The 18,509-nt window shown below is 51.9% G+C and carries 17 protein-coding genes; 10 read left to right on the top strand and 7 right to left on the bottom strand.

Annotated features, from left to right (window positions below; all coding sequences use genetic code 11):
* Window positions 1-4: 4 nt before the first annotated feature.
* The 4 genes from FEK43_RS12865 to ynjE all read left to right on the top strand — a co-directional run bounded on the left by FEK43_RS12865 (window position 5) and on the right by ynjE (window position 4,706).
* Entirely contained in the window at window positions 5-1,171 is a 1,167-nt protein-coding gene (locus FEK43_RS12865; RefSeq protein WP_135407263.1) for an ABC transporter substrate-binding protein, read from the top strand.
* Window positions 1,144-2,679 (top strand): ABC transporter permease subunit, encoded by a 1,536-nt coding sequence (locus FEK43_RS12860; protein ID WP_135406974.1) that lies wholly within the window; start codon window positions 1,144-1,146, stop codon window positions 2,677-2,679. The genes FEK43_RS12865 and FEK43_RS12860 overlap by 28 nt, the downstream gene beginning before the upstream one ends.
* Window positions 2,679-3,332 carry an ATP-binding cassette domain-containing protein gene (locus FEK43_RS12855; RefSeq protein ID WP_130259865.1) on the top strand — a complete coding sequence of 218 codons (654 nt, stop codon included), beginning with the start codon at window positions 2,679-2,681 and terminating at the stop codon, window positions 3,330-3,332. The genes FEK43_RS12860 and FEK43_RS12855 overlap by 1 nt, the downstream gene beginning before the upstream one ends.
* 66 nt (window positions 3,333-3,398) lie before the next feature.
* The gene (ynjE, locus tag FEK43_RS12850; protein WP_131161158.1) at window positions 3,399-4,706 is read left to right on the top strand and encodes a thiosulfate sulfurtransferase YnjE; all 1,308 of its coding nucleotides are present in this window, start codon (window positions 3,399-3,401) and stop codon (window positions 4,704-4,706) included.
* Window positions 4,707-4,714: 8 nt separating this feature from the next.
* Here the strand turns inward: ynjE and FEK43_RS12845 are convergent, their stop codons facing one another.
* Window positions 4,715-5,335 (bottom strand): CDP-alcohol phosphatidyltransferase family protein, encoded by a 621-nt coding sequence (locus tag FEK43_RS12845; RefSeq protein WP_135406977.1) that lies wholly within the window; start codon window positions 5,333-5,335, stop codon window positions 4,715-4,717.
* A gap of 87 nt (window positions 5,336-5,422) precedes the next feature.
* Between FEK43_RS12845 and FEK43_RS12840 the strand changes: the two genes are divergently transcribed.
* Complete coding sequence (locus tag FEK43_RS12840) at window positions 5,423-5,830, top strand: pyrimidine (deoxy)nucleoside triphosphate diphosphatase (RefSeq protein WP_135406979.1); 408 nt, start codon at window positions 5,423-5,425, stop codon at window positions 5,828-5,830.
* Here the strand turns inward: FEK43_RS12840 and FEK43_RS12835 are convergent.
* Complete coding sequence (locus FEK43_RS12835) at window positions 5,796-6,068, bottom strand: YnjH family protein (RefSeq protein ID WP_135406983.1); 273 nt, start codon at window positions 6,066-6,068, stop codon at window positions 5,796-5,798. The two genes, FEK43_RS12840 and FEK43_RS12835, sit on opposite strands and share 35 nt — an antisense overlap.
* Before the next feature lie 296 nt (window positions 6,069-6,364).
* On the opposite strand from FEK43_RS12835, the gene gdhA reads away from it, so the two are divergent.
* On the top strand, window positions 6,365-7,708 hold the full coding sequence (gene gdhA / locus FEK43_RS12830) for an NADP-specific glutamate dehydrogenase (protein ID WP_135406988.1): 1,344 nt from the start codon (window positions 6,365-6,367) through the stop codon (window positions 7,706-7,708).
* 102 nt (window positions 7,709-7,810) lie between these two features.
* Here gdhA and topB read toward each other — a convergent pair whose 3' ends face one another.
* The 3 genes from topB to FEK43_RS12815 all read right to left on the bottom strand — a co-directional run bounded on the left by topB (window position 7,811) and on the right by FEK43_RS12815 (window position 11,488).
* Window positions 7,811-9,772 carry a DNA topoisomerase III gene (gene topB / locus FEK43_RS12825; protein WP_138158576.1) on the bottom strand — a complete coding sequence of 654 codons (1,962 nt, stop codon included), beginning with the start codon at window positions 9,770-9,772 and terminating at the stop codon, window positions 7,811-7,813.
* A 4-nt stretch (window positions 9,773-9,776) separates the two neighbouring features.
* On the bottom strand, window positions 9,777-10,820 hold the full coding sequence (gene selD, locus FEK43_RS12820; RefSeq protein WP_135406994.1) for a selenide, water dikinase SelD: 1,044 nt from the start codon (window positions 10,818-10,820) through the stop codon (window positions 9,777-9,779).
* Between the two features lie 116 nt (window positions 10,821-10,936).
* Window positions 10,937-11,488, bottom strand: a complete 552-nt coding sequence (locus FEK43_RS12815) for an NAD(P)H nitroreductase (protein ID WP_130218825.1) — start codon at window positions 11,486-11,488, stop codon at window positions 10,937-10,939.
* Window positions 11,489-11,649: 161 nt separating this feature from the next.
* On the opposite strand from FEK43_RS12815, the gene sppA reads away from it, so the two are divergent.
* From sppA to pncA, 4 genes are all read left to right on the top strand, one after another.
* Window positions 11,650-13,506, top strand: coding sequence for a signal peptide peptidase SppA (gene sppA / locus FEK43_RS12810; protein WP_135406997.1), 1,857 nt, complete (start codon window positions 11,650-11,652; stop codon window positions 13,504-13,506).
* Between the two features lie 115 nt (window positions 13,507-13,621).
* Window positions 13,622-14,332, top strand: a complete 711-nt coding sequence (locus FEK43_RS12805) for an SIMPL domain-containing protein (protein WP_130208358.1) — start codon at window positions 13,622-13,624, stop codon at window positions 14,330-14,332.
* A gap of 131 nt (window positions 14,333-14,463) precedes the next feature.
* Complete coding sequence (gene ansA, locus FEK43_RS12800) at window positions 14,464-15,480, top strand: asparaginase (protein ID WP_130208360.1); 1,017 nt, start codon at window positions 14,464-14,466, stop codon at window positions 15,478-15,480.
* Between the two features lie 10 nt (window positions 15,481-15,490).
* Entirely contained in the window at window positions 15,491-16,132 is a 642-nt protein-coding gene (pncA, locus tag FEK43_RS12795; RefSeq protein WP_135407001.1) for a bifunctional nicotinamidase/pyrazinamidase, read from the top strand.
* Window positions 16,133-16,233: 101 nt separating this feature from the next.
* Here the strand turns inward: pncA and FEK43_RS12790 are convergent, their stop codons facing one another.
* Together FEK43_RS12790 and FEK43_RS12785 are read right to left on the bottom strand one after the other, a co-directional pair.
* Entirely contained in the window at window positions 16,234-17,592 is a 1,359-nt protein-coding gene (locus tag FEK43_RS12790; protein ID WP_130259874.1) for an MFS transporter, read from the bottom strand.
* A gap of 119 nt (window positions 17,593-17,711) precedes the next feature.
* Window positions 17,712-18,470 carry a DeoR/GlpR family DNA-binding transcription regulator gene (locus FEK43_RS12785; RefSeq protein ID WP_130257697.1) on the bottom strand — a complete coding sequence of 253 codons (759 nt, stop codon included), beginning with the start codon at window positions 18,468-18,470 and terminating at the stop codon, window positions 17,712-17,714.
* Window positions 18,471-18,509 lie beyond the last annotated feature (39 nt).

The following is an 18,509-nucleotide window of genomic DNA, read 5'->3' as shown; positions in this document are numbered from 1 at the left end:
GATGATGCGCCATTGTGTATGGTTGCTGGGATTGTTATCGCTGTTTTCTTTGGCAACACATGCCAGTGACTGGCAGGAAATTAAAAATGAGGCCAAAGGGCAAACCGTCTGGTTTGACGCCTGGGGCGGCGACACCGCGATTAATCGCTATCTCGACTGGGTTAGCGGCGAGATGAAAACGCATTACGCTATAAACCTGAAGATTGTTCGTCTGGCGGATGCCGCAGACGCGGTGAAGCGCATTCAGACCGAAGCTGCTGCCGGACGTAAAACGGGCGGCTCGGTGGATCTGCTCTGGGTGAACGGCGAAAACTTCCGTACCTTAAAAGAGGCTAATTTACTGCAAACTGACTGGGCGGAAACGCTACCCAACTGGCGCTATATCGACACACAGCTGCCAGTGCGGGAAGATTTTTCTGTGCCGACACAAGGTGCGGAATCGCCTTGGGGCGGCGCACAGCTGACATTTATCGCCCGACGCGATCAGACACCACAGCCACCGAAAACGCCACAATCCTTGCTGGAATTTGCCAAAGCCACCCCTGGTACGGTTACCTATCCGCGCCCACCGGACTTTACCGGCACCGCGTTTCTTGAACAGCTGCTGATTATGCTGACGCCCGATCCCGCTGCATTAAAAAAAGCGCCGGACGATGCCACTTTCGCCCGCGTCACTGCGCCATTGTGGCAATATCTTGATGCACTGCATCCGTATTTGTGGCACGAAGGAAAGGATTTCCCGCCTTCGCCCGCGCGGATGGATGCTCTGCTGAAAGCCGGCACATTGCGCCTGTCGCTGACCTTTAACCCCGCACATGCGCAGCAAAAAATATCCAGCGGCGATTTACCCACCAGCAGTTACAGCTTTGGCTTTAGCGAGGGAATGATTGGCAACGTGCATTTCGTCACCATTCCAGCCAACGCAACTGCCAGTGCTGCGGCAAAAGTCGTCGCCAACTTCCTGTTGTCACCTGAAGCACAACTGCGTAAAGCGGATCCCGCTGTCTGGGGCGATCCTTCGGTTCTCGATCCTCAAAAACTACCTGCCGGGCAGCGTGAAACATTGCAATCAAGAATGCCGCAGAATCTGCCGCCGGTACTGGCGGAACCGCATGCTGGTTGGGTAAATGCGCTGGAACAAGAATGGCTACGCCGTTACGGTACGCATTAATTTTTTTGCTGTGGGTGGTGATGGCGGTGATTTACGCACCGCTGGTTCCGTCGGCTTTCACGCTGATAACACCTGCCATGTCGCTGACGCACTGGCAGATGTTATTTGCCGATCCGCAGCTACCACAGGCATTACTGGCAACGCTGGTGTCGACAACCATCGCGGCGGTCGGCGCTCTGTTTATTGCCCTGCTGGTGATAGTAGCGCTATGGCCTGGGCCGAAATGGCAGCGTATGTGCGCCCGTCTGCCGTGGCTACTCGCCATCCCCCACGTGGCTTTTGCCACCAGCGCCCTGCTGCTGTTTGCTGACGGCGGCCTGGTTTATCAGTTTTTCCCTTTTCTCATTCCGCCGATGGACAAATTGGGTATCGGTCTGGGCCTCACCCTTGCGGTGAAAGAAAGCGCATTTCTGCTGTGGATCTTATCGGCAGCACTGAGTGAAAAACGCCTGGTGCAGCAAGTTATTGTACTGGATTCGCTGGGCTACAGCCGCTGGCAATGTCTGAACTGGTTGTTGTTGCCCTCCGTCGCGCCTGCGCTGGCAATGGCGATGCTGGCGATTGTCGCCTGGTCGCTTTCGGTCGTGGATGTAGCGATTATTCTTGGGCCTGGTAATCCACCGACGCTGGCGGTAATTAGCTGGCAGTGGTTAACCCAGGGCGACGCCGATCAACAAACGAAAGGCGCACTTGCCAGCCTGCTGCTGATGCTGTTACTCGCCGCCTACGTTTTGCTTGGTTATCTGTTATGGCGCGCCTGGCGATGCACGCTCCCCCGGGAAGACGGCATTCGCATGCCATCCACGCCTTTATTGCCAGGGAAGATGCTGGCGAAGTTGTTACCCTTAACTGGCGTGCTGTGTGTGATTCTGCTGGCGATCCTCGCGGATCAATCAACGATCAATCACGAGGCGCTGCTCAATAGCCTGACAATGGGACTGGTGGCGACACTCATCGCTTTGGTTCTGTTGCTGCTATGGCTGGAATGGGGGCCAAAACGTCGCCAGTTGTGGCTATGGTTGCCCATATTATTACCCGCCTTGCCACTGGTGGCAGGCCAGTACACGCTGGTGCTATGGCTCAACCTGGATGGTAGCTGGACGGCGGTGGTGTGGGGGCATCTGCTGTGGGTAATTCCGTGGATGTTGTTTATCCTGCAACCCGCCTGGCAGCGCATTGATTCACGGTTAATTTTGATTGCGCAAACACTGGGCTGGTCGCGTGTCAAAATCTTCTTTTACGTGAAATGTCCGCTGATGTTACGCCCTGCGCTGATTGCCTTAGCTGTCGGATTTTCAGTCAGTATTGCGCAGTATATGCCAACGCTGTGGCTGGGAGCCGGACGTTTCTCGACGCTCACCACCGAAGCGGTGGCACTAAGCAGCGGCGGCAGCAACGGTATTCTCGCCGCCCAGGCTTTATGGCAACTGCTATTGCCGCTTATTATTTTTGCCCTGACCGCGTTAGTCGCAAAATGGGTAGGTTATGTCAGACAAGGACTCCGCTAATGCTCTGCGTGAAAAATGTTTCGCTGCGTTTACCAGAAAGCCGCTTGCTGACAAACGTTAACTTTACAGTCAATAAAGGTGACATTGTCACGTTAATGGGTCCCTCAGGCTGCGGTAAATCTACGCTGTTTTCATGGATGATTGGTGCGCTGGCCGGGCAATTTTCTTGTACAGGTGAGCTATGGCTCAATGATCAACGTATCGATACCCTGCCCACCGCCCGGCGTCAGATTGGCATTCTTTTCCAGGATGCACTGTTATTTGACCAGTTCAGCGTCGGACAAAATTTACTGCTGGCGCTACCGTCGACGCTCAAGGGGACTGACAGGCGCAATGCCGTGAAAGACGCGCTTGAGCGAGCGGGACTGGCTGAAACTTATCACCAGGATCCTGCGACATTATCAGGCGGTCAGCGAGCGCGGGTGGCCCTGCTGCGCGCCCTTCTCGCACAGCCAAAGGCATTATTGCTTGATGAACCGTTCAGCCGTCTTGACGTAGCTCTGCGCGATAATTTTCGTCAGTGGGTATTCAATGAAGTTCGCGAGCTGGCGATCCCCGTCGTTCAGGTAACCCACGATCTTCAGGATGTTCCTGCCGATAGTCCCGTTCTGGATATGACGCAGTGGTCAGAAAATTACAACAAACTGCGATAACGCAAAGTTTTTCCCGATGTGTCAGTTCAGAATGGCGCACTCAAAACTACAATGTCGGGATTTTCGATGAAACGTGTTTCTCAAATGACCGCGCTGGCAATGGCTTTAGGGCTGGCTTGCGCTTCTTCGTGGGCCGCTGAACTGGCGAAGCCTCTTACACTTGACCAGCTTCAACAACAAAATGGCAAAGCGATTGATACTCGCCCCAGCGCGTTTTATAACGGCTGGCCACAAACCCTAAATGGCCCTTCCGGTCATGAACCTGCCGCCTTAAACCTTTCTGCAAGCTGGCTCGACAAAATGAGCACTGAGCAGCTCAACGAGTGGATCAAGCTACATAACCTGAAAACGGATGCCCCGGTGGCGCTGTACGGTAATGACAAAGATGTCGATGCCGTCAAAACGCGACTACAAAAAGCAGGCTTTACGCATATCTCTATCTTGAGTGATGCACTAAGCGAACCTTCCCGACTGCAAAAACTGCCTCACTTTGAACAGCTGGTATATCCGCAGTGGCTGCATGACCTGCAACAAGGTAAAGAAGTTACGGCGAAACCTGCGGGTGACTGGAAAGTGATCGAAGCGGCCTGGGGCGCACCTAAGCTTTACCTTATCAGCCATATTCCCGGCGCTGACTACATCGATACCAACGAAGTGGAAAGCGAACCGCTGTGGAACAAAGTTTCTGATGAACAGCTTAAAGCAATGCTGGCGAAGCACGGCATTCGTCATGACACCACGGTCATTCTGTACGGGCGTGATGTTTACGCCGCAGCGCGCGTGGCGCAAATTATGCTCTACGCTGGCGTGAAAGATGTCCGCCTTCTGGACGGCGGTTGGCAAACCTGGTCCGACGCAGGTCTGCCCGTTGAGCGCGGTACGCCACCGAAAGTGAAAGCGGAACCAGACTTCGGCGTGAAGATCCCTGCGCAACCACAACTGATGCTTGATATGGAGCAGGCTCGCGGGCTGCTGCATCGCCAGGATGCATCGCTGGTGAGCATTCGTTCGTGGCCAGAATTTATCGGTACGACCAGCGGTTACAGCTACATTAAACCAAAAGGTGAAATAGCCGGGGCACGTTGGGGACACGCAGGCAGCGACTCGACCCATATGGAAGATTTCCATAACCCGGATGGCACCATGCGCAGCGCCGATGATATTGCCGCTATGTGGAAAGCGTGGAATATCAAACCAGATCAGCAAGTTTCATTCTACTGCGGCACCGGCTGGCGCGCGTCTGAAACCTTTATGTACGCACGCGCCATGGGCTGGAATAACGTCTCCGTTTATGACGGTGGCTGGTACGAATGGAGCAGCGATCCAAAAAATCCGGTAGCAACCGGTGAACGCGGCCCGGACAGCAGCAAATAACACGGCAATCACTGACGCTGAAGCGACTTCAGCGTCAGATATCCACTCCAAATCCGCGTAAATGTTGTCATCCAACAAAGCGCGCCAAATATCCATGCAAACCACGGGAAATATTCCGGAAAGAGACAACTTAAAACAAACAGCAAAATCGTCTCGCTGCCTTCTGTTAACCCGCCCAGATAGTAAAACGATTTGTGCGCATAACCGGGATTATCAATCTGATGTTTCGCCGCCAGTGCAGCAAATGCGAGAAAACTGCTGCCCGTGCCGATAAACGCAAACAGCAGCCAGCCGCCCGCCAGCGCATTTTGTTCCGGTGCGGCGAGAATAAACCCGAACGGTACCAGCGCGTAAAAAAGAAAATCCAACGAAATATCGAGAAAGCCCCCCGCGTCGGTTAACCCTCTGCGCCGCGCCAGCGCACCGTCCAGACCATCAAGCAACCTGTTCAGTAAAATGGCAATCAGCGCCGCCAAATACCAGCCCAGTGCCAGAAACGGCAGCGCCAGCACGCCGATAGCAAATCCCACTAACGTTAAACCATCAGGTGTAATGCCAGGTTTATCCAGAACCCGCACGCACTGATGCAACAAAGGCTTAATTCGGGGATGAAGATGGCGGTCTAACACGGGTACTCCTTAAGAAATAAAACCCTTCAGCTCGGGCAACACTGCGGATATTATGGCATTTTTCCTGTATTCGACCGTGTGTAATTTATGGAAATGATTGATGTTGTTGCCGCCATTATCGAACGGGATGGCAAAATTTTAATCGCGCAACGCCCTGCGCATAGCGATCAAGCGGGATTATGGGAATTTGCTGGTGGTAAAGTCGAACCTGGGGAAAGCCAGCCGCAGGCGCTGATACGCGAGCTGCGTGAAGAGCTCGGTATCGATGCTATCATCGGGAAATATGTAGCCAGCCACCAGCGGGAAGTTTCAGGGCGTATTATCAATCTTCATGCCTGGCACGTACCCGACTTCCACGGGACGTCACAGGCACATGAGCATCAGGCGTTGGTCTGGTGCTCACCTGAAGAGGCGATGCAATATCCGCTGGCCCCTGCTGACATTCCACTATTAAAGGCGTTTATGGCTTTACGCGCCGCCAGACCAGCGGATTAGTGCTAATGGTTTTATCATCCCGCTGGCATTGCAGCAGTATTCCCTCTGCTTTAATCACTGCCCCTTCGGAATAGTTTTGATCCTGATAAACGCAGCACTGGTTACAGGGCTGCGCTGACTGCCCACCAGAACTAAACACTTCCGGCGGCACATTTACCTGCACATCCGGACGATAATGCTGATTAGCCAGCGCAAAAAACGGGAATACCAACGCTGGGGCGAGCAATGCTCGATTCACAAGAAACTCCTTATATTTCGTTGTCTCTGCTACTGATAACGGTAACCTGGCGGGAAAACTTTAGCGTCTGGTTGCCGGATGCGACGTGAATGCCTTATCCACCAAATGTCCCCATTTTGGTAGGCCGAAGAAGATGTATCCGGCATTAGGCGGCGTTTATAAATTCCTCACATTATTAATTTGCTTTCCGGTGCCATTTTTTACTTGCTTACCGTCACATTCTTGATGGTATAGTCGAAAACTGCAAAACAAACAACATACGCACAATCGTCTTAATATATAAGGGTTTTATATCTATGGATCAGACATATTCTCTGGAGTCATTCCTCAACCATGTACAAAAGCGCGACCCGAATCAAACCGAGTTCGCGCAGGCCGTTCGTGAAGTAATGACCACACTCTGGCCTTTTCTTGAACAAAATCCCCAATATCGCCAGATGTCGTTACTGGAGCGCCTGGTTGAACCGGAGCGCGTGATCCAGTTTCGCGTGGTATGGGTTGACGATCGCAACCAGGTGCAGGTCAACCGCGCATGGCGCGTGCAGTTCAGCTCCGCCATCGGCCCGTACAAAGGCGGTATGCGATTCCATCCCTCAGTTAACCTCTCCATTCTTAAATTCCTTGGCTTCGAGCAAACCTTCAAAAATGCCCTGACTACCCTGCCGATGGGCGGTGGTAAAGGCGGCAGCGATTTCGACCCGAAAGGGAAAAGCGAAGGCGAAGTGATGCGTTTCTGCCAGGCACTGATGACCGAACTGTATCGCCACCTGGGCGCGGATACCGACGTTCCGGCAGGTGATATCGGCGTTGGTGGTCGTGAAGTGGGCTTTATGGCAGGGATGATGAAAAAGCTGTCTAACAATACCGCCTGCGTCTTCACCGGTAAGGGTCTTTCTTTTGGCGGCAGTCTTATTCGCCCGGAAGCCACCGGTTACGGTCTGGTTTATTTCACAGAAGCGATGCTGAAACGCCACGGTATGGGTTTTGAAGGAATGCGGGTTTCCGTTTCTGGCTCCGGCAACGTTGCCCAGTATGCTATCGAAAAAGCGATGGAATTTGGCGCTCGCGTGGTCACGGCATCAGACTCCAGCGGCACAGTGGTTGATGAAAGCGGATTCACAAAAGAGAAACTGGCGCGTCTTATCGAAATCAAAGCCAGCCGCGATGGTCGCGTTGCCGATTACGCCAAAGAATTTGGCCTGGTCTATCTCGAAGGCCAACAGCCGTGGTCCGTACCGGTTGATATCGCCCTGCCTTGCGCCACCCAGAACGAACTGGATGTAGACGCTGCGCATCAGCTTATCGCCAATGGCGTTAAAGCCGTCGCCGAAGGGGCAAATATGCCAACCACCATCGAAGCGACTGAACTGTTCCAGCAGGCAGGCGTACTGTTTGCTCCGGGTAAAGCGGCTAATGCTGGCGGTGTAGCAACATCGGGCCTGGAAATGGCGCAAAACGCTGCGCGTCTGGGCTGGAAAGCCGAGAAAGTCGACGCCAGTTTGCATCACATTATGCTGGATATCCACCACGCTTGTGTTGAACACGGCGGTAAAGGTGAGCAAACCAACTACGTACAGGGCGCAAACATTGCCGGTTTTGTGAAGGTTGCCGATGCGATGCTGGCGCAGGGTGTGATTTAAATCATTAGCGCCGCATCAGGCATCTGCCGGATGCGGCGTGAACGCCTTATCCGGCCTACGAAAGGTGCTGTATCAGTGAGTTGGGATTCAGGCATCCGACCTTTATGTTATCACTCCACTGCCCGCTTCATCTGCTGGCGGACTTTTTTTCGCACTACGTTTACGCGGAGCAGCCTTTTTCTTATCAGCACTGCCACCACTGCCCGGAGCCACTATGCCGCGAAACTGCCGCACCGGCGTACGTTTGGCTTGATCAATTAGCTGATATAGCGTCCCCACCAGCGGCTGCATAAAGTCCTGGTAGCGACACTGCTTTTCGCTGATTTGCGTCAGCACCGATTCCCAGTGCGCGGTCATGTCCGGTCGCGTAGCCATTTCTGGCAGCGAATGGAATAACGCTTTTCCGGCGTCGGTGGAGTGGATATAGCGCCCTTTTTTGCTCAGGAAACCACGCTTGAACAACAGTTCAATAATCCCGGCACGCGTTGCTTCTGTCCCCAGACCATCGGTCGCACGAAGGATCTTTTTCAGATCTTTGTCCTGCACAAAGCGCGCGATCCCGGTCATCGCGGAGAGCAAGGTCGCATCGGTGAAATGACGTGGCGGCTGGGTTTGCCGCTCTACCACTTCACCTTTTTCACACAGCAACTCATCGCCTTTCGCGACTACAGGCAGTGGTGTGCCGTCGTTTTCTTCATCGCGCTCTTTGCTGCCTAACAGCGTGCGCCAGCCTGCTTCGGCAAGAAAACGGGCTTTAGCGACAAATTTGCCTTTGGCTATTTCCAGTTCGATAACACACTTGCGGAACACCGCATCCGGGCAGAACTGCATCAGGTATTGACGAGCAATCAGGTTATAGACCTTCGATTCGTTCTCCGTCAGGTTGATGGCAGAACTACGCGCGGTCGGGATAATGGCGTGGTGAGCATCGACCTTTTTGTCATCCCAGCAGCGGTTGCGTAAATTCGGGTCAACCGCCGGCTGCGGCAATAGTCCCGGCGCATGAACGCTGATGGCATTCATCACCGCGTGGCGTCCGGCAAAATGTTCTTCTGGCAAATAACGACAATCGGAACGCGGATAAGTGATTAGCTTGTGCGTTTCGTATAGCTTCTGGCAGATATCAAGCACGTTCTGCGCACTCAGACCAAAGCGTTTTGCCGCTTCAATCTGCAACGCCGAAAGCGAAAACGGCAGCGGCGCGGATTCTGATTCCCGTTTATCGTTATAGCTGGTGACAATAGCCGGTTGACCGCTGATGCGGTTAACCACATGCTCCGCCAGCGGGCGATGCAATAAGCGCCCTTCTTCATCCTGGTACGGCTCGCACGCTTCGCTCGGCTGCCAGATGGCGGTAAATCGTTCATCGGCAGGCGTCACAATGTGCGCTTTGACTTCAAAGAAATCTTTTGCCACGAAGTTTTCTATTTCTTCATCGCGCCGCACCACCAGCCCAAGAACGGGAGTCTGTACGCGCCCAACAGAAAGCACACCCTGATAGCCAGCATTGCGACCGAGAATGGTATACGCGCGGGTCATATTGATACCGTATAGCCAATCGGCACGCGCTCGCGCCAGTGCAGAAACGCATAGCGGTACAAACTCGCTATTGGAGCGAAGACGATCGATCGCCCGCTCAACCGCCTGCGGGTTCAGGTCGTTGATCAAGCAACGCTGAACTTGCTGGCGCTTTTCCGGTGCCAGTTGCAGGTAGTCCAGCACTTCATCCACCAGCAATTGCCCTTCACGATCCGGGTCACCGGCATGAACAATTTCGCTGGCTTCATGCAGAAAGCGTTTAATGACGTTAAGTTGTTTGGTTACGGAGGGGCGCGGTTGCAGTTGCCACTTTTCCGGGACAATCGGCAAATCCGCCAGATTCCAGCGCGCATAGCGGCTGTCGTAGACGTCTGGCTGCGCCTGCTCAAGCAGGTGACCGATACACCAGGTCACCACCTGACCATTGCCGCACTCGATAAAGCCATCGCCTTTACGGTGCGGTTTGGGCAGGACATCAGCAATAGCGCGTGCCAGACTCGGTTTTTCGGCTATAAACAACCGCATTGAATTAACGGATCTCAACCATGGCACGACCGCCACGCGCAGGCACCAGCTCGCCAATCGCCGTCAGTTCAATGCCAAACTCGGCTGCGGTAGCTTTGACTTCATTTTCAGCTTCCGGCATAACCGCCAGCAGCAGACCACCAGAAGTTTGCGGATCGCACAACAGATCGCGTACTTCACGCGGCATTTCGCCCATCAAATGGCCGTAACTGGCAAAGTTGCGTTCGGTGCCACCCGGCACAGCGCCCAGTTTAATGTACTCTTCCACGCCCGGCAGTTTCGGGATCACTTCATAATCGACGCGAGCCTGCACGCCTGCCCCCTGGCACATTTCGCTCAAATGGCCCAGCAGACCAAAACCGGTGACGTCGGTCATCGCTTTTACGCCTTCAATGTTGGCAAATGACGCACCTGCGATATTCATCCGGCACATCACTTCCGTCGCCAGTCCTTGATGTTCCGGTTTCAGCAGTGATTTTTTCTCAGCCGTGGTGAGAACGCCAATCCCCAACGGTTTCGTCAGGAACAGTTTGCATCCGGCTTGTGCGGTGCTGTTTTTCTTCACTCGCTCGGTCGGTACGATCCCCGTAACCGCCAGACCAAAAATCGGCTCCGGCGCATCGATGGAGTGACCGCCAGCCAGCGCAATACCCGCCTGACGACATGCATAGCGTCCACCTTCAGTCACTTCGCGGGCAATTTCCGGGGAAAGTTTATTAATCGGCCAGCCAAGGATCGCAATGGCCATAATCGGTTTGCCGCCCATCGCGAAGATATCGCTGATGGCGTTAGTCGCCGCAATGCGACCAAAATCGAAAGGATTATCAACGATCGGCATAAAGAAATCGGTGGTGCTGATGACACTGGTGCCATTACCAAGATCGTATACTGCCGCATCGTCGCGGGTTTCGTTTCCCACGAGCAAATTCGGATCAACAAACTTCGCCTGCTCGCTGTGCAGAATGGTTTCCAACACTTTTGGGGAAATTTTACAGCCGCAACCTGCTCCGTGGCTGTATTGGGTCAAACGAATCGAGTTCTCGCTCATGGACATCTCCTGTCAATGCAATCCGGGTATGGTAACCTTCATTCCGTGAAGTGATAAGTGAGAGTGTCTGAATTCCTGCGCCTTTGCTCATAATCCAGACAGTTTTGCGAAAATTATCAAAAATAAGTAACAAACGGCGTCGGATCCGGAACGTTAATCGACGTTGACGCTTTCAATTGCGGCGTGCCGAGATAGAGAAAGCCGACAATTTTATCCTGCTCCCGGCAACCGAACGCCTCGCGCACCACCGGACTTTCGGTTAACCCGCCACTACGCCAGATGCCGCCAAAGCCCTGGGCAACCGCCGCCATTTGCATCGCCATAACCGCGCAACCTGCTGACATCTCCTGCTCCCAACGCGGGACTTTATGATTTTCTTCACATTTCGCCACCACGGTGATGATGAGCGGCGCACGGAACGGGGCATTACGGGCTTTGTCGATAGCTTTATCATCACTACCCGCAGCAATTGCACCCTGTTGCAGCACGGTACTGAAACGTTCGCGGCCTTCCCCTTCAATCACAAAAAAATGCCACGGTTGCATGGACTTATGGTCCGGTGCACGCATTCCGGCACGCAGGATATTTTGCAGTTGTTCGCCAGTCGGCGCAGGTTCAGCCAGACGTGAGGCGCTTCGGCGGTTGATCAATAGTTCGAGTGCATCCATTTGATTAACTCCTGTCATGATGTTTATTCACAAAATTAACACGAGAGTGGATTTTGTTACAGCACAGTCCGCGATTCCTGCTGACAAGTGCCGGTTGGGTCATTACGATAACCACATCTATTGCACCTGCAACAGGTGTGACCTTTAGTCTGGGAGAATACATGCGAACCCTTTGGCGATTTATTGCCGGATTTTTTAAATGGACGTGGCGTCTGCTCAATTTTGTCCGTGAAATGGTACTTAACCTGTTCTTTATTTTCCTCGTGCTGGTTGGCGTGGGGATCTGGATGCAGGTCAGTAGTAGCGATACCAAAGAAACCGCCGGTCGTGGCGCATTACTGCTCGATATTTCAGGCGTGATCGTCGATAAGCCCGACAGTTCCCAGCGGTTTAGTAAGTTAAGCCGCCAGCTGCTTGGCGCCAGTTCCGATCGCCTGCAGGAAAATTCGCTGTTTGATATCGTGAACACGATTCGCCAGGCTAAAGATGACAGGAATATTACCGGTATCGTGATGGATCTGAAAAACTTTGCGGGCGGCGATCAACCTTCCATGCAATATATTGGTAAGGCTCTGAAAGAGTTTCGTGACAGCGGTAAACCGGTTTATGCCATTGGCGAGAACTACAGCCAGGGGCAATATTACCTCGCCAGTTTCGCCAACAAAATTTGGCTGTCCCCGCAAGGCGTGGTTGATCTGCACGGTTTTGCCACCAACGGTCTGTACTACAAATCGTTGCTGGATAAGCTGAAAGTATCTACCCATGTGTTCCGCGTGGGTACGTATAAATCTGCCGTTGAACCGTTTATTCGTGATGATATGTCCCCGGCGGCTCGCGAAGCCGATAGCCGTTGGATTGGCGAACTGTGGCAAAACTATCTCAACACCGTTGCCGCTAACCGCCAGATCCCTGCCCAGCAGGTATTCCCTGGGGCGCAAGGGCTACTTGCTGGCTTAACCAAAACGGGCGGCGATACTGCGAAGTACGCGCTGGACAACAAACTGGTCGACGCGCTGGCAACGAATGCCGAAATTGAAAAAGCCCTGACCAAAGAGTTTGGCTGGAGCAAGGCTGATAAAAATTATCGCGCCATCAGTTATTACGATTACGCCCTGAAAACTCCGGCAGATACCGGCGACAGCATCGGTGTCGTCTTCGCTAATGGCGCGATTATGGATGGCGAAGAAACTCAGGGGAATGTTGGCGGCGATACGACTGCGGCACAAATCCGTGACGCTCGCCTTGATCCGAAAGTGAAAGCGATCGTTCTGCGCGTAAACAGCCCTGGCGGAAGCGTAACGGCTTCTGAAGTGATTCGCTCTGAGCTGGCAGCTGCCAGAGCCGCTGGCAAGCCTGTGGTTGTGTCAATGGGCGGTATGGCGGCATCCGGTGGTTACTGGATCTCCACGCCGGCCAATTACATTGTGGCTAACCCGAGCACCCTGACCGGTTCTATCGGGATCTTCGGCGTGATCACCACTGTAGAAAACAGCCTGGATTCGATTGGTGTACATACCGATGGCGTGTCTACATCACCACTGGCAGATGTTTCCATCACTAAATCACTGCCACCCGAAGTGCAGCAGATGATGCAATTGAGCATTGAGAACGGCTATAAACGCTTTATCACGCTGGTTGCTGATTCGCGTAATTCGACGCCAGAGCAGATTGATAAAATCGCCCAGGGCCATGTCTGGACCGGTCAGGATGCAAAAGCGAATGGGCTAGTCGATAGTCTCGGTGATTTCGATGATGCAGTTGCCAAAGCGGCTGAACTGGCAAAACTGAAACAATGGCATCTGGAATATTACGTTGATGAACCGACCTTCTTCGACAAGGTGATGGACAACATGTCAGGTTCAGTACGGACAATGCTGCCAGATACGCTCCAGGCCATGCTGCCTGCGCCGCTGGCCTCGGTCGCTTCAACCGTTAAAAGCGAAAGCGACAAGCTGGCGGCCTTTAACGATCCGCAAAACCGTTACGCGTTTTGCCTGACCTGCGCCAACGTGCGTTAATTCCTGCAAATATGTGGCCGATATGTTGTCGGCCACACTCCTGAACCGGACTGTCTTTCACTCCCTCTCTCCACTACATTCCCTTGCTCATTTAGCATCTGTCATGGAGTCATCAGTGAATAAGGCACCCTCTTTAATTGCCGCTATTGTCCTCGGACTGGGGATCAGCGCCTGTGGTTATTTTGTTGGCGATGGTGTTAAACATCTAAAAACCAACAACCGTTATGTGAACGTGCGGGGGCTTTCAGAAAAAGAAGTTCGCGCAGATACGGCTGAATTAACAATTGCTATCAACTTTAAGGGTAATGTTCCTGGCGAGCTGTTCCCGAAACTTGAAGATGCGCAGAAAAAGATTGTTGCCGAATTCCACGCTCAGGGGATTAACGACAAAGAGATCAACGTGGGTCAATGGACAAGTAAGCGAACGGATGCCTTTTACCTCAAAGATGATCCGACGATGCCACGCTATAACGCTGACGGGTCTGTTACGATAAAAACGCATAACGTTGCTGCCGTCGAAAAAGTCGTCGCGAAACTAAACGACCTGCAAATCGCCACAGATGGCGCGATCGCTGATAGCAAAATCGCCTATCGCTTTAATGGTATTGGCGCAGTTCGCGCGGAGATGATTGCTGCCGCAACGAAAGATGCACGCAACGCAGCATTACAGTTTGCGACGGATTCAGGTAGTCAGGTGGGGTCCATTAGCGATGCGTCACAAGGCGTGTTCCAGATTTTCGCCAGTGGCAGTGACGAAGATGATCCCTCGGCGATTAACAAAACGGTGCGTGTAGTCACGACCGTAACCTATGCGTTGCAGGATTAACCATTTTTCTCCGGCGGAACGCTAATCCCTCTGTTGCGCCGGGCTTTTCTCATATCCACAGAGTATCCAGGTGCGCTTGCTGCCCCTCACGTATATACTTTTGCTCTTTCGGTATCATTCATATCAATATCATGCAAAAGAAATCAATTTACGTTGCCTACACGGGCGGGACCATCGGGATGCAGCGTTCCGAGCAGGGATATATTCCGGTGTCGGGCCATCTACAACGCCAGCTGGCGCTGATGCCAGAGTTCCATCGCCCGGAGATGCCGGATTTCACCATTCATGAATACACGCCGCTGATGGATTCTTCTGATATGACGCCAGAGGACTGGCAGCATATTGCTGAAGATATTAAAGCGCACTATGACGAGTACGATGGTTTTGTCATTCTGCACGGCACCGACACGATGGCGTATACCGCCTCTGCGCTGTCGTTCATGCTGGAGAACCTCGGAAAACCGGTTATTGTGACAGGGTCACAAATCCCATTAGCCGAGTTACGCTCTGACGGACAAATCAATTTGCTGAATGCGTTGTACGTTGCGGCGAACTATCCCATCAACGAAGTCACACTCTTTTTTAATAATCGCCTGTATCGCGGCAACCGCACCACCAAAGCCCATGCCGATGGTTTTGATGCCTTCGCGTCACCAAACCTTCCACCGTTACTGGAAGCGGGTATTCATATTCGCCGTTTAAATACACCGCCCGCCCCACACGGCACTGGTGAGCTGATCGTTCATCCGATTACACCACAGCCGATCGGCGTAGTGACGATTTATCCGGGGATTTCTGCCGACGTCGTACGTAACTTCCTGCGTCAACCGGTTAAAGCGTTGATTCTGCGCTCTTATGGCGTGGGTAATGCGCCGCAAAACAAAGCATTCCTGCAAGAATTACAAGAAGCCAGCGATCGCGGAATTGTGGTGGTTAACCTGACACAATGCATGTCCGGTAAAGTCAATATGGGCGGTTATGCCACCGGTAACGCCCTCGCCCATGCCGGTGTTATTGGCGGTGCGGATATGACCGTAGAAGCCACGCTAACCAAACTGCACTACCTGCTCAGCCAGGGACTGGATACCGAAACCATTCGCAAGGCCATGAGCCAAAACCTGCGCGGCGAACTGACGCCGGATGATTAAGGAGACTGTAATGCCCCAACGCGCTCTGTTACTGGTCGATTTACAAAATGATTTCTGCGCTGGCGGTGCGCTGGCTGTTGCCGAAGGCGATAGCACGGTTGATGTTGCTAATGCCCTGATAAGTTGGTGCAAAGCACGCGGTGAAGCGGTCGTCGCCAGTCAGGACTGGCATCCGGCCAATCACGGCAGCTTCGCCAGCCAGCAAGGTGTAGAGCCTTATACACAGGGTCAGCTTGATGGCCTACCGCAAACCTTCTGGCCCGATCACTGTGTGCAACACAGCGAAGGTGCAGCGTTGCACCCTCTGCTGGCGCAAAAGTCGATTGATGCCGTGTTTCACAAAGGCGAAAATCCTTTAGTCGACAGTTACAGTGCCTTTTTTGATAACGGGCGGCGGCAGAAAACCGAGCTCGATGGCTGGTTGCGCGACCATGAAATCAATGAACTGATCATTATGGGGCTGGCTACGGACTATTGCGTGAAGTTTACCGTCCTGGACGCGTTACAGTTAGGTTATAAGGTGAACGTGATTACCGATGGCTGTCGCGGTGTGAATATCCAGCCACAGGACAGTGCGCACGCGTTTATGGAGATGTCAGCCGCTGGGGCAACATTGTACACGCTGGCAGACTGGGAAGAGACGCAGAGATAAAATTAGTCAGATCCATCTCTGGCCTACAATTCCTTAATTACATCGTAGGCCAGATAAACACGCCAGCGTTGCATCTGACAATTGACACAATCAGCGAAAATTCAATTCACACCAGAAATTCGTTCCAGCGACACCTTCCGCGTTTCGATGCCAAAAATGGAGAGGACCAGCGCACATAACACCAACATGACACCAAGCACCATAAAGACCGTTATCGAACCATAATGCGTTAATAACGCCGCGACGCCATACGGAGTGAAGACCGCGACGATTCGTCCTACTGCATTAACAAATCCCGAGCCGCGCAGACGTAAATGGGTTGGCCAAAGTTCCGGGATATACACCGCCGACGCGAAACAAACATACATATAAAGAAAGAAGATCATCACCAGGCCATAGCCTAAAATAGCCCATTCTGTAGTTTGTATTGAATATATATATCCCAACACAGCAATAATTATAAGCAAAGACGAGCCAAATAATCGGCGAGGAAAGTGATCAATAACTAATGCAGCTATAAATATTCCAACCGGAGCACCAATCATAATAACAGCGGTCATTAATATCGATTTATCAACATCAATACCAGAATTAACAAATATGGTAGGTATCCATACGGTGATAGTATAAAGCGAAATATTCATTGCAATTAAAACCGTAATCGCGACTAACGTGCGCCGCAACATCTCGCCTTTAAATAGCAACCAAAAAGTACCACTGATTTCATGACTCCGACTTTCGCTTTGCCTCAAAGCAAGTGGTGGTAGATGAATACCCTTCTCTTTTTCGATTTGCTGCTCTACTTCACGAAGTTGCCTTTCTGCTCCCGGTAATTGTCCAATACCCGCCAGCCAACGAGGCGACTCAATAAAATATTTACCAGAGAGTAACCATGCTAATATTATCCCAATACCGCCCAGCAGAAACATTATGCGCCAACTGAAGAAAGCGATAACGACAACGCCAATCGCCGCTGACAACATGGGCGACCAGTTGCCGACAAATGAGAGTCGCGCGGACCATTTTCCACGAACCAGAGCGGGAATAAACTCAGTAAATGAAGCATAGCCAACCATAATCAGCGCCCCCATTCCTGTCCCCATCAGGAAGCGAAAGAAGATGAGCCAGTACATATCAGGGACGAAAGAAGCGCCTGTCGCCGCAATACCGACAATCAGAAGGTTCATGCGGAATGCCCGGCGCCGTCCACAGTAATCACCAATGAATCCACCAGCAAGCGAACCGATGAAATAACCAAACATCAATGCCGACGTAAAAGCAGCATTGAGGAAATTATTTGACCATCCATTGCTTACCAGCTTTGCTAAAACAACATTGCCTGAATAACTTAAAAACCCCGTTAATAACAGACTAAAGCTGATTATGCCAAATATACGATAATGAAACCGGGCCAAAGGCAAGCGGTCCAGTCTTGCGCCAATTTGATCATATTGTTCCATTTGGTGCCTCGAATTTTGCTAAAAAAGGTAGCAATTGCGGCAAACTCACTTGCCGCATTTTTATCATCATTTTATTTCACGGGCGCTGGAACAAATAACATTGACAACGTGTGTTTAAGCTACCACACAAGCTGGATATTATTGTCTTTGCAAAACTCTTCCCATTCTGCACCCGGTGATTTATCAGTTATTATGTAATTAATATGACTAAAGTCAGCTAACTGAACAAAAGCTTTGCGATCAAACTTGGAGTGATCGACTAATAACGCAACTTCTGTCGCCTGGCGGATCATTGTCTTTTTGATCTCCGCCTCAGCTTCGTTCGAGTCCAGTGCGCCGCTGTTAATATCAAGACCTTTACAACTCATTACCATAATATCGACGTGATAACGACTGATGATCTCTTTAGTAATTCGTCCTTGCAGAGAAAGCGTGTTTTTGTTCAGTTCCCCACCGGTTGAAACAACTTTAATTTCTGACTGAGCCAGAACATGAATAGCTTCTGCCGAGTTGGTTAGCAACGTCAGATCACTACGGTCTTGCAACAGTTTGAGCAATTCCATAACGGTACTACTGGAATCTGCCGCCATGGTGGTTTTATTGTCGATAAACGGCAGCGCCTTGCGAGCAATAAGCTGCTTCTCTTCATAAAACGACGAAGCTCGCTTATAGAAATGGATATTTTCCGTCAGCATCGCTGTATTTAAAACAGCGCCACCATAAGTTCTGGTCAAAAAGCCTTCATCTTCCAGCTTCTCAAGATCGCGGCGAATAGTTTCTTCGGTTACCTGAAAAATCGAGCTCAAATTCGAAACCGTTACTTTTTTATCGTTGGCAACCATCTGTTTAATTGCCTGAATCCTGTCTTTTGCCGCCACGATTACACCCCTGTCTCTTTTTACATCACATTAGCGCGA

The sequence above is a fragment of the Escherichia sp. E2562 genome (assembly GCF_005781075.1).
In the GTDB taxonomy this organism is placed as follows: domain Bacteria; phylum Pseudomonadota; class Gammaproteobacteria; order Enterobacterales; family Enterobacteriaceae; genus Escherichia.
The sequence above is the reverse complement of the archived record's forward strand: the minus strand, read 5'-3'. Positions and strand labels throughout refer to the sequence as shown.